Source organism: Marinilactibacillus sp. 15R, from assembly GCF_001895285.1.
In the GTDB taxonomy this organism is placed as follows: domain Bacteria; phylum Bacillota; class Bacilli; order Lactobacillales; family Carnobacteriaceae_A; genus Marinilactibacillus; species Marinilactibacillus piezotolerans.
This window is the reverse complement of sequence record NZ_CP017761.1, coordinates 1,577,449-1,589,370: the sequence shown is the minus strand read 5'-3', so window position 1 is coordinate 1,589,370 and position 11,922 is coordinate 1,577,449. Positions and strand designations below refer to the sequence as shown.

Annotated in this window: 14 protein-coding genes and 1 other annotated feature; of the genes, 3 read left to right on the top strand and 11 right to left on the bottom strand. The window is 34.6% G+C overall.

Annotation, left to right across the window (positions count from 1 at the left end; genetic code table 11):
- Positions 1–22: 22 nt before the first annotated feature.
- The 4 genes from BKP56_RS07895 to BKP56_RS07880 form a co-directional block, all read right to left on the bottom strand.
- Complete coding sequence (locus BKP56_RS07895; protein ID WP_072694556.1) at positions 23–340, bottom strand: ABC transporter substrate-binding protein; 318 nt, start codon at positions 338–340, stop codon at positions 23–25.
- Between the two features lie 251 nt (positions 341–591).
- Positions 592–1,281 carry a 5'-methylthioadenosine/adenosylhomocysteine nucleosidase gene (locus tag BKP56_RS07890; RefSeq protein ID WP_072694555.1) on the bottom strand — a complete coding sequence of 230 codons (690 nt, stop codon included), beginning with the start codon at positions 1,279–1,281 and terminating at the stop codon, positions 592–594.
- Between the two features lie 20 nt (positions 1,282–1,301).
- Positions 1,302–1,550 carry a hypothetical protein gene (locus tag BKP56_RS07885; RefSeq protein WP_072694554.1) on the bottom strand — a complete coding sequence of 83 codons (249 nt, stop codon included), beginning with the start codon at positions 1,548–1,550 and terminating at the stop codon, positions 1,302–1,304.
- Between the two features lie 13 nt (positions 1,551–1,563).
- Complete coding sequence (locus BKP56_RS07880; RefSeq protein WP_072694553.1) at positions 1,564–2,118, bottom strand: NUDIX hydrolase; 555 nt, start codon at positions 2,116–2,118, stop codon at positions 1,564–1,566.
- A gap of 218 nt (positions 2,119–2,336) precedes the next feature.
- On the opposite strand from BKP56_RS07880, the gene BKP56_RS07875 reads away from it, so the two are divergent.
- The 3 genes from BKP56_RS07875 (at position 2,337) to BKP56_RS07865 (ending at position 4,683) form a co-directional block, all read left to right on the top strand.
- A complete protein-coding gene (locus BKP56_RS07875; protein ID WP_072694552.1) occupies positions 2,337–3,038 on the top strand; it encodes a 5-bromo-4-chloroindolyl phosphate hydrolysis family protein in 702 nt (233 codons plus the stop codon).
- An 89-nt stretch (positions 3,039–3,127) separates the two neighbouring features.
- Positions 3,128–4,315 (top strand): toxic anion resistance protein, encoded by a 1,188-nt coding sequence (locus tag BKP56_RS07870; RefSeq protein ID WP_198034033.1) that lies wholly within the window; start codon positions 3,128–3,130, stop codon positions 4,313–4,315.
- A 122-nt stretch (positions 4,316–4,437) separates the two neighbouring features.
- On the top strand, positions 4,438–4,683 hold the full coding sequence (locus tag BKP56_RS07865; RefSeq protein WP_072694550.1) for a GlsB/YeaQ/YmgE family stress response membrane protein: 246 nt from the start codon (positions 4,438–4,440) through the stop codon (positions 4,681–4,683).
- Between the two features lie 76 nt (positions 4,684–4,759).
- Here BKP56_RS07865 and BKP56_RS07860 read toward each other — a convergent pair whose 3' ends face one another.
- From BKP56_RS07860 to ftsZ, 7 genes are all read right to left on the bottom strand, one after another.
- Positions 4,760–4,960, bottom strand: a complete 201-nt coding sequence (locus BKP56_RS07860) for a cold-shock protein (protein ID WP_072694549.1) — start codon at positions 4,958–4,960, stop codon at positions 4,760–4,762.
- A 256-nt stretch (positions 4,961–5,216) separates the two neighbouring features.
- Positions 5,217–7,994, bottom strand: a complete 2,778-nt coding sequence (ileS, locus tag BKP56_RS07855; protein ID WP_072694548.1) for an isoleucine--tRNA ligase — start codon at positions 7,992–7,994, stop codon at positions 5,217–5,219.
- Positions 7,995–8,043: 49 nt separating this feature from the next.
- Positions 8,044–8,300, bottom strand: a binding site (T-box leader).
- Positions 8,301–8,310: 10 nt separating this feature from the next.
- On the bottom strand, positions 8,311–8,967 hold the full coding sequence (locus tag BKP56_RS07850; RefSeq protein WP_072694547.1) for a DivIVA domain-containing protein: 657 nt from the start codon (positions 8,965–8,967) through the stop codon (positions 8,311–8,313).
- 87 nt (positions 8,968–9,054) lie between these two features.
- Positions 9,055–9,840, bottom strand: coding sequence for a YlmH family RNA-binding protein (locus tag BKP56_RS07845; protein WP_072694546.1), 786 nt, complete (start codon positions 9,838–9,840; stop codon positions 9,055–9,057).
- 8 nt (positions 9,841–9,848) lie between these two features.
- On the bottom strand, positions 9,849–10,067 hold the full coding sequence (locus tag BKP56_RS07840) for a YggT family protein (RefSeq protein ID WP_232226960.1): 219 nt from the start codon (positions 10,065–10,067) through the stop codon (positions 9,849–9,851).
- Positions 10,068–10,175: 108 nt separating this feature from the next.
- Positions 10,176–10,658: a cell division protein SepF gene (locus BKP56_RS07835; RefSeq protein ID WP_072694544.1), complete on the bottom strand. Its 483-nt coding sequence runs from the start codon at positions 10,656–10,658 to the stop codon at positions 10,176–10,178.
- Positions 10,659–10,689: 31 nt separating this feature from the next.
- Positions 10,690–11,919, bottom strand: coding sequence for a cell division protein FtsZ (gene ftsZ / locus BKP56_RS07830; RefSeq protein WP_072694543.1), 1,230 nt, complete (start codon positions 11,917–11,919; stop codon positions 10,690–10,692).
- Between the last annotated feature and the right edge of the window lie 3 nt (positions 11,920–11,922).

The following is an 11,922-nucleotide window of genomic DNA, read 5'->3' as shown; positions in this document are numbered from 1 at the left end:
AGATCATTATTAAGTGGTACTTTTATAACGATAAATCTACTTGATCATTAATTTCTTCAATCATCAATTGCATAGATTGTAAACCACCACCAGAAAGATACCATATTTCAGGATCTAAATAAATAATATTGTCATTTTGGTAGGCTTTTGTTTCCTGGATAACTGGATTTTTGCTAAGATCACTATCAGAATCATCGCCACCTATTGCGCGTGTTCTATCTACAACAAATAACAGGTCAGGATCTTCAGACAAGACATATTCATATGATATAGATTGTCCATGAATCGATGATTCGATACTAGAGTCAACCGGAGTAAAACCAAATTCTTCATAGATCATCCCGTATCTAGAATTTTCACCAAAAGCTGAAAGACTTCCTTCGTTTAGTATTGTCGTTAATGAAGAATAATTTACTAAAAGCTATATCTTCTACGCCCACTAATAAAGAAATCAGCAACTTAAGACTGAAAGTAAAACGGTAACAATGATCTCTACCCTGAATTAAACAGACTTAATTTCTATTACATAATCAATCATTCACAAACTTTTCTGCAAAAAAAAAGAAGGCTTGACCTGCCCTCTTCAAAATACTATAAATCTTTTAAAAAATTCAATACCATCTCAGCAGATTTTTTACCAGCTTGCTCTATAAATTCCTCGAAAGAAACAGATGCTTTTTCATCAGAAGTATCTGACAGTGCTCTTACTACAACAACAGGAACCCCAAATTGATAACAAGTTTGTGCTACAGCAGCTCCTTCCATTTCTGTAACTAAGGCTTCCGGGAAATTTCCTTTTATATCACTTATTTTATCTGAATTAGCTATAAATGAATCGCCTGTAACAATTAAACCCTTATTGATTAACCAATTCATCTTATCTGCTGCTTTTGAAACATTATCAATCAAATCACTATCTGCCTTATATCTGCTCGGCATCTGTGGAATCTGTCCAAAGTCATATCCAAATATCCTAGCATCTGCATCATTGTATGATAATTCGGTAGAGACTACTAAATCCCCAATTTTTAATTCTTTTCCAATACCACCTGCTGAACCTGTATTGATTACAACCTCAGCATTATATTTTTCAATCAATAAAGTTGTTGCAATTGCTGCATTCACTTTTCCAATCCCTGATTGAACTAAAACAACTTCAGCTTTATCGATGATTCCGTTATAGAAAGTCTGATTTGCAACAGTACTTACTGTCTTATCTTTTAATTTATCTACTAAAATATTTACTTCCTGTTCCATAGCAGCAATAATTCCAATTTTCAATGATCAAGACTCCTTTATGTTTATGGTCCATAAATTGTATAAATTAACACGATGACCAATAATAATACAACCACAATGATAGCTTGCGTTAATCTTTTCTCAACTCGTCTATATCGTTCCATTTCGTTGATTCGTTTTTTTGATGTTCTACCTTGCTTAGACAGTTGACGTTCCTTTTTCCTATTTTCTTTTTTCACCTGCTTTTGAAGCCGTGTTTTTTCCTTAGCTTCTTTTTGTTTCTGCTTTTTTAACTCTTTTCTAGATTGCATATACTCATACCTTCTATTTATGTTCCTGAATTTTTTTCGTTTTCCAATAAAATAATGCAAACACACTCTTAGAATCTCTTAAATGACCTTCTTCATAAGCTTTCCATGCTTCTTCATAAGTCAACGCTAATAGTTCTATTGTTTCATCCTCATCTTTTGGCAATGGATTCTCAACTTTTATGAGCTGTGCTGCTTCATAGATTTCCAAAAATTCATCTGTAAAACCGGGAGTACTATAGAAAGACGTTACAAAAGACCAATCTCGTGCCTGAAATCCAGTTTCTTCTTCTAATTCTCTTTTAGCTGTATTTAACCCATCTTCGTCTTCAGCATCTTTGATTCCTGCTGGAATTTCGATACTAACCTTTTCGATTGCTTTACGATACTGTTTAACTAACAATAGCTTCTGATCATCAGTAAAAGCTATGACAGATGCGGCACCACCATGTCTGACAATTTCTCTTTTAGATTGTTGCCCATTTGGAAGAAGTACATCTTCCACAATATATTTTGTTACTTTTCCATCATAAATGAGTTTACTTTTAATTGTCTTTTCTTCAAACTCCATATTCTCAACTCCTCTATATACTATAGATATCATACAATAGATTACTTCCTTTTTCATTAATGAATACTGATTAATAAAAGAACAATTGAATTCCATGATAATTCTACAGGACTCTTTTTAAAATTAAGCAATATCATCCTTAGGTCCTATGTCACTCTTTTCAGCATTTATGATAAAATAAATATACAAATCATAACGAATCTTTTGGAGGAGCCAATATGAATAAAAATCGTTTAGCAGATACGCTTATTTATCTTTTAACCTGTATTACAATAATATTTATTTTCATTATGCTCGTGGCTGTAGATTTCCCTATTATACCAGCAGCTTTATTTAGTGCAGCAGTAGGTGTCTTACTGCTTTATATTAGAGGTAGAAAACACCGTACTCAGGATGAAAAACATAGACTTCCTAAATTGTCAGCAGAAAAGCAAGCTTTTTATGAGTCAAAAGGATTAGGAAAAGAAGATATTCAATACTTTCGTCAAACTATGCAGAATGCGAAAACTCAAATCAAAAAAATCGAGACTAATTTACAAGCAACTGGTAAATTGAAAGCAATCGAAAACCGTAACAATACTATTCATTTAACAAAATCTTTATTCAGAGAAATTATCAAAGAACCAAACCGTTTGCATGAAGTAGATCAGTTTTTATACGTACATTTGCCTTCTTTAGCTGATCTTTCTGAAAAATATGTAGAAATCGACAATCATCAAGCTAAAAGCAAAGCAACCTATGATATGCTTGATAGATCTTCTCAGACTCTAGACAAAATGTGTCAGCAGATAGCCGAAGATTATGTCGAATTCAAGTCAGATGATATCGAAGACATGGAAGTTGAGGTTGAGCTTGCAAAAAGGTCACTAGACAAGGATAATGGTTTTAATCAAGAATCAATTCAAAATGACGAAGTGTAATTTATAATATGATTTCAAAAATAATTACAAATTTTCTCGAAAGGAAGTAAAGTTATATGGTTGAAAATGATACTGATAAGAATCTAGACATTACAAAGGTACAAGACAAAAAAACGAGTGAACTTGATGATCTGCTTGCAAATCCTTTTGGTGATACTATGAAAAATCCTCCAGCTCCACAGGCGGATACTGGCAATTCAATCACCGGAGACGAAAAAGATGATGCTAGAAAATTGATTGATACTTTATCAGAAGAACGTCAAAAACAAGCACGTCAGTTAGCAAATCAGATTGCAGTCACAGATATTGACGCAGTCTTAAATTATGGCTCAGGTGCACAACAAAAACTAGGTGATTTTTCTCACTCAGTTTTGAATCACGTACAAAATCAAGAAACTGGACATATTGGGGAAACATTGAATGATTTAATGTTCAAACTGAAAGACAGTAACCCTGATGATTTAAGAGCAAATGATTCAAATATCTTCAAAAAAATGTTTAAGAAAATTAATCGATCTATATATGAAACTACTGCTAAATATCAAAAAATTGGTGCTCAAATAGATAAAATTGCAGTTAAACTTGATAAAGAAAAAGATCTTTTGCTCAAAGATAACGAGATGCTTGAATCGCTATATGAGAAAAACTTTGAATATTTTGAGGCACTCAATATCTATATAGCTGCTGGTGAAGTTAAACTCGAAGAACTGCAAAACGAAATTATCCCGGAAGCAATGAAAACAGCTGAAAGCAGCACTAACCAAATGGATGTTCAACGTGTTAATGATCTTAATCAATTCCAGAATCGTTTAGAAAAAAGAGTGTATGATTTAAAAGTAGCCAGACAAATGACGATTCAACAAGCGCCACAGATTCGGCTAATTCAAAATACTAACCAAGCCCTATCTGAAAAGATCCAAACTTCTGTGAATACAGCTATTCCATTATGGAAGAATCAAATCGTAGTGGCTTTAACTTTATTACGTCAAAAAGAAGCCGTGACAGCTCAAAGACAAGTATCAGAAACGACAAATGATTTGTTGACAAAAAATTCTGAAATGTTAAAACAATCTTCTATCGAAACTGCCCGAGAAAATGAGCGTGGTATAATCGACATTGAAACTTTAGAAAAAACTCAAACAGATCTGGTTGAGACTTTAGAAGAGACCTTATCTATACAACAAGAAGGACGTACTAAGCGACAAGAAGCAGAACGTCAACTTGTTAGAATGGAAGATCGCTTGAGAGATCAACTACTTCGAATAACAGATAAATAGTCTAAAACTTCCCAAATAATTGGGAAGTTTTTTTATAAGTCAAAATATTTGAACAAAATATGACAATAGTATATAGTTACTTATAGAAACAAAATGAAGCAAAGAAAAAGGAGAGAATTTTTATGTTAGGTTTTATTTTAATGTTAATCATCGGTGGTATCGTTGGTGCAATTGGTGAAGCAATCATAGGTAAAGAAGTACCCGGTGGTATTATTGGTAATATTATTCTTGGACTAATTGGTTCAGCTTTAGGTGGATATTTATTAGGAGATTTAGGACCATCACTTGGTGGAATCGCAATTATTCCAGCAATTATTGGTGCAATTATTCTTGTATTCTTATATAGCTTAATTGCCAAAAAAGCATAATTAATAAATTTTAAAGAAGCTCTTTATGATCTGCCTCAGGCAGTCATAAAGAGCTTCTTTATTTGGATAGTTAAAACTAGACTTTATCGACATTAGAAGCTTGTGGGCCTCTGTCTCCTTCAACAATATCGAATTCAACTTCTTGTCCATCATCTAAGGATTTATATCCTTCGCTATTAATCGCGCTGAAGTGAACAAATACATCTTCACTACCTTCTACTTCAATGAATCCAAAACCTTTTTCTGCGTTAAACCATTTTACATTTCCTCTTGCCATCCTGCTTTTTCCTCCTAAGTAATTCTTGCAACAGATCGTTTATTGAGTGCACCTTACCATCAGTTAACTATACAGCACATCTATTACACTTAAAAGTATACAAAATATGATTATTTTTTGCAAGGGCTTTCTATATTTTTATGATAAATAATTAACTTTAAAATCTTTTGTATACCTTATCATTTGTTATTATTGTTCCTAATAAAACTTTCTTGATAATAAAAAGAGCTGACTTTGGGTCAGCTCTTTTTATTACTTATTTTAACAACTCTGGATAGTGCTGTTCACAAATATGGTGGCATCTTGTACATAACTTACCTACACCATCTACTTCAATCAAGTCTTTTGAAGTAATTCGGCATCTTTCACATACCTCTCCTTCCATATGTTCAACTTTAATCGATACAGTTTCAAAATCAAGAATAGACGTATCTCCTTCAGGCTTTTCTGAAAGATCTTTTACAGTAAAGTTGGATGCAATTAGAATTTGACGTAAGTCAGTATTCAGTGAATCAAGTAATGATCTTACTTCTTTAGTTGCATATAAAGTTGTATCAGCTTCAAAATCTTTACCGATTACTTTATTTTCACGAGCAACTTCATTAGCTTTCAGAATATGATCTCTTAAGCGCATAAATTTATCCCATTTTTCGACTAATTCTTCAGCATTACCGTATTGTTCCACTTCTGGCATTTCTGCTAATTGTACATAGTCTTCCTCTTCGTCTAGATAAGTCCAGATTTCTTCTGTCGTATGAGGAATAATTGGAGTTAACAGCTTAGCCAGCTTCACGGTTACTTGATAAAACACAGTCTGCATTGCGCGACGTGAATGAGCATCTGGCGCATCTATATACAAAACATCTTTAGAAAAGTTTACATAGAAATTAGACATATCTACAGTACAAAATTGATTGATTTCTTTATAAATATCTGAAAAATCATAATTATCGTAAGCATTTAAAACTTTCTCAACAGTTCGATTCAAACGGTTCATCATATATTGGTCAACTGTTCTTAACTCTTCATACGGTACTGTATGTTCAACAGGAGAAAAATCTTCTGTATTTTGAATTAAAAAACGGATTGTATTTCTAATTTTACGGTAAACTTCTGAAACTTGCTTTAAGATATCCATACTGACACGAACATCCGCTTGAGAATCTACACTAGAAACCCAGAGCCGAACTATATCAGCACCCATCTGTTTGATTACCTTATTGGGTAAAATAGTATTTCCAAGAGATTTACTCATCTTACGACCATCCCCGTCTAGAACCATACCTTGAGACAGAACAGACTTATAAGGAGTCGTATCATTAATTGCTACACTTGTAGTAAGACTTGAGTTAAACCAGCCACGGTACTGATCTGAGCCTTCCAGATACATATCAGCTGGAAATGTCAGGTTTTCTCTAGCTTTAAGGACTGCTTGATGAGAAGAACCAGAATCAAACCACACATCCATAATGTCTGTTTCCTTTGTAAATCGACCATTCGGGCTAGAAGGAGATTCAAATCCTTCAGGTAACAAGTCTTTTGCTTCTCGTTCGAACCAGACATTAGAACCAAATTCAGCAAATAGATTAGATACATGCTCAATAGTTTCTGGTGTAATAATTGCATCTCCATTTTCAGCATAAAAAATTGGTAGTGGAACACCCCAAGCACGCTGGCGAGAAATAACCCAATCCCCTCTATCTCTTACCATATTATAGATTCTTTGCATACCCCATGGTTGTAACCAGTTTACTTCCTGAATAGCTTTTAATATATCTTCTCTGAAATCTTTGATTGAAGCAAACCACTGCGGTGTTGCACGATAAATTACTGGCTTTTTAGTTCTCCAGTCATGAGGATAGCTATGTGTGAAAAAGCTCAATTTGAGTAAAGCATCTTTTTCTTTTAACCAGTCCGTAATAATTTTGTTGGCATCATCATAATATACACCTTCAAGTCCTGGAGCTTCATTCGTAAAACAACCTTTTTCATCAACAGGGGATAACACTTTCAATCCATATTGCTGAGCTGCTATGAAGTCTTCCTCACCATGTCCAGGAGCTGTATGAACCAATCCTGTACCACTCTCCAGCGTTACATGATCTCCCAAGATGACTAAAGAATCTCTATCATAAAAAGGATGCTTAGTCGTTACATGTTCTAAATCTGATCCTTTTACTTCCTTGATCAGTTCTACATCTTCCCATCCTAATATTTCAGCTACTTCTTCTGCCATTTTAGATGCAACAACGAATTTACGGCCATCCGCTTCTACTACTGCATAATCAAAATCTGCATTAACAGCTACTGCTAAGTTAGATGGCAGCGTCCAAGGTGTAGTTGTCCAGATGATCAATGAAGTATCATTATCTAAAATTTCTTTTCCATCATTAACTTTAAATGCTACATAGATATTGGGAGATTTAACATCTTTATATTCAATTTCTGCTTCAGCTAAAGAAGATTCACTTGAAGGAGACCAGTAAATGGGTTTTAGCCCTCTATAGATAAAACCTTTTTCTGCCATTTTTCCGAAGACTTTAATTTGTTCTGCTTCATAGTCTTTAGTTAAAGTGACGTACGGATTATCCCACTCACCTGCAACACCTAATCGCTTGAAGTCTTCACGTTGAGTATTTACTTGTTCCCAAGCATATGCCTCACAGAGTTTCCTATATTCAGCCACTGTCATTGATTTACGATTTACTCCAGAGTTCGTTAATGCCTGCTCAATAGGCAATCCATGTGTGTCCCATCCCGGTACATAAGGCGAACGAAATCCTGACATAGATTTGTAACGCACAATAATATCTTTAGATACCTTATTTAAAGCATGTCCCATATGGATATTTCCATTCGCAAAAGGAGGTCCATCATGCAATACAAATGACTTTTTATCTTTATTCAGCTCTTGTCTTCTTTCATATAGATTATGTGCTGTCCATTCTGCTTGACGATCAGGCTCTTTATTAGGCAGACCAGCACGCATAGGAAACTTAGTTTTCAATAAATTTAATGTATCTTTTACTTCCATCTTTTTACCCTCTTTACTTAATTTTTTATATAAAAAAAGACCTCATCCTTAAAAGGACGAAATCTTCGTGGTACCACCTTACTTCAAAAACATTAAGTGATAATAATACTGTTTATATTCCACAATATTATACATTTACTTTTGTTTTTCTCTTCTCTTTAACGCAGAGTTACGTCTTTAGCTACTACATAATTCACTAAAGAGCCACTGAATGATCATTTATGCAAAAAGCACTTACCAGCTTCACACCTCCGCTGGCTCTCTGAAAAGTATTTTGCTTCATGTTGTTTCAGTTATCGCTACTATTCACTTTAAATTAAATGTTAGGTAACTCAACTGCTGGTGTCATTCCTTCTTCATACTCAGAATTTTCAGCATTTTGTTCAGGTTCAACTGGTAAATCAGTTACTTCATCTTTCTGATCAAGCTCTGACTTCACTTCATTGATAGTATTTGTTACGGGCTTTTCAGAAGCAGGCGGCTGTAAAAGATCATCCCACTCTTCTTTTTTTACGAGTTCTAGTTGTGATTCAATCATAAGCTGAAGTCTCTGGCGAAAAATACGACTCTGCTTACGCAAAGCTTCCGTTTCTTCTTCGATTTTTCGTGCTTTTCCTACCGCTTCTTTCAGTAGTTGATCAGCATGGTTTTCAGCGTCTTGACGCACATTAGAAGCCTTGTTTTCTGCCTCTTTTGAAATCATTTCTGCTTCTTTTTCAGCATTTTCTTTCAAACGATCAGCAGCATCTTGGGCCACGATAATTGATTTATTAAGCGAATCTTGCATTTGATCATAACTTGCCAATTTTTCTTCAGCAAATTCTAATTTCTTTTCAGTTTCTTTTTTCTGTTTCAATAACAATTCATAATCTTTAATGATTTGATCAAGATAATCATTGACTTGGTCTTGATCATAACCTCTCATTTTTACAGAAAATTCTTTGTTATGTATATCCATTGGAGTTAATGCCATTGTCGAATCCCTCCGTGATTTTTTTAAGTTCTATTCAAATATGATTTGTATATTAGTATAATCAATATACTTTTTCAATACAAGTCCCTATTGGTTTCTATCGAGTACATCTAATTCCAGACGAATCTTTTCTTTACGAGTCTTTCCTTCAATAGATTTTAACTTTAATCGTCCAAATCCTCTAATTGATATAACATCAAAAATTCCTAATGTTGTATCAGGCCTGCTTGTTTCATTCCAATTCACTTTAACTTTATTGGAAGCGATAAGTTCTTTAGATTTTTGACGTGACAAATTAAAAGCACTTGCCAGCACTACATCAATTCTTAAAGAGGAAGCAATAATACTTCTGCTTTCCCACTTATCTTTAGGCAAGATAATGTCAGTGTACTTTCTTTCTTCCAAATGCACTTTTATTTTACCGATACTGTCGATCTGAGATAACAAAAAAGGCATCATAGGTTTGTCTATAAATACTTGCCAATTATCTCCATCAGTTATAATATCGCCTATATTTCCACGGTCAATACCCGCTCCTGTAAATGAGCCTAAAATATTTCCATGTGATAATGTTGCGAATTTCGTTGGATAGTTAATTTCACATATTGTGATAGCATAATCATTCTGTTCTGGTTCATAATATGAAGGTGCTAAAAAGATTTTTTTCCGTTCAGCATCTTCATATCCACCAAAACTATGCAAAGTAATTTCAGTATTTTGCCCAGCGACAGATTCCACGATAAATTGCTGCCTCGGATCTAAAAAAGGAGATAGATAAGGAGTATACTGTTCTTCTGCTTGACGAACCCAGTCTAAGACAGAATCAATAAAAAGTTGTTCGTCTTTTCTGAAATGCTGGTATACATTATCCATACTTTACCTCACAGTAAGCCTAACTGACTTAATAGATTTACTAAAATATTAAACACTGGTGCCAATCCCATTTTAATAAAGGAAAGAGCAAACAATGCGACTAACCCCGCTAAACTAATCATTCCAATAGGAGGAACAAATCTACGAAAGAACCCTACATACGGTTCACAAATTCTAGTCAATAATCGCCCAATACTTGATTGATAAGCTCCTGGAAGCCATGACATCAAAAAATATACAACTAATAAAAGTCGATAGATATCAATAAGGTTGATAAGAAAAGAATATAAATAACTTATAAATTGAAATAGCATGCTTGTATATCTCCGTTCCGGTTAAAAATCCTGTTTCTTCAAAGCTTGTAGCTCTGCTCCATCAAGTTCAACAGACTGAGGTGTACAAACAAAGATTTCTTCACCAATTCTTTCAATGTCACCCTTAATAGCATAAGTAGTTCCCATTAAAAAATCAATGACTTTTTTTGCTTGATCTTTTTCCATTCTTCTAAAATTCAAGATGACAGACTGATTGTTCAACAGAATATCTGCTACTCCTTGAACTTCTGAATACGTACGAGGTTCTAAAACATTTATACGCGGTTTTTTGATTGCTTGTTGTTGATTAATTGCTACAATATTTTGATTTGAACTAACTTTTCGCACGGATTGAGTTTTAGAAACTATCGGTTTATCCTTTTTGAGTGATTGTGCAGGTTTTTCTTTCACATTCTTACTAGCAGTCTTTTCAGAAGGAATGTCCATCTCTTCAGAATCGTCTTCTAGGAAGAAAAAGTTGTTAAAGCGATCTTTCATTCCCATTTATAAGTCTCCTTTCAAAGAGGCTTGATCCTTATCTTTTTTTTCTTCTTCTAAAAAATGGTGGTGTATCAACTTCATCATCTGAATTTTTCCCATCTGAAGAGTCCTCTCTAGAGAACAAATCCTTTTCTTTGGTATCTTGTTTAGTCTCGTTTAACTGATCTAGATCTTCATTGTGACGATCTCTTAGATTAGGTTCTTTACGAATATCCCAGTTTCCAAAAGGATCATTCTCAGTTTTATTAACAGTATTCGATGATGTTTTGGCTGTTTTATTTGCTGAAGGTCTTTTATTTTCCGCTTTTTCTCCATCAATACCTGTAGCAATAACAGTAACGACTACTTCGTCGCCTAAATCTTCATTGATTGATGTACCAAAAATAATATTGACTTCACTAGTTGCTGCAGCAGATACAATATCAGAAGCATCTTGGGCCTCAAACAGAGTCAAATCTGCTCCACCAGTAATGTTCAACAAGACAGATTCAGCACCGGCGACAGAAACTTCAAGCAGTGGTGATGAAATTGCTTTTTTAGTTGCTTCTGCAGTTCTATTTTCACCTGTAGCAGTACCAATACCCATCAATGCAGATCCTTGATTTTCCATAACTGTTTTCACATCTGCAAAATCCAAGTTGACATATCCAGGATTAGTAATAAGATCTGAAATTCCTTGAACCCCTTGACGTAAAACATTGTCAGCTTCTCTAAAAGCTTCCATCATCGGGGTTTTTTTATCGACAATTTCTAGTAAACGATTGTTTGAAATAGTTACTAGTGTATCAACATGCTCTCGCATAGATGCGATTCCTTCAGCAGCAAATCGTCCTTTTTTCGGTCCTTCAAATGTAAATGGACGAGTAATAACCCCAACTGTTAATGCGCCCTGTTCTTTAGCAATACGTGCCACAATTCCAGCTGCTCCCGTTCCAGTACCGCCTCCCATACCAGCAGTAACAAAAACCATATCCGCACCTTGTAATGCTTCTGCAATTGCTTCTTCACTTTCTTCTGCGGATTTCCTTCCTACTTCAGGGTTAGCGCCTGCTCCAAGTCCTCTAGTCAATTTGGGCCCAAGTTGGATTTTAGTTTCAGCACTCATCATGTCTAAAGCTTGAACATCCGTGTTGGCCACAATGAACTCTACTCCTTGCACGCCATCTTGAATCATTCTATTGACAGCGTTTCCTCCAGCACCTCCTACACCAATTACTTTTAATACTGCTCCCTGAGATGCGATTGAATCGAATTCTAATTCCATTCT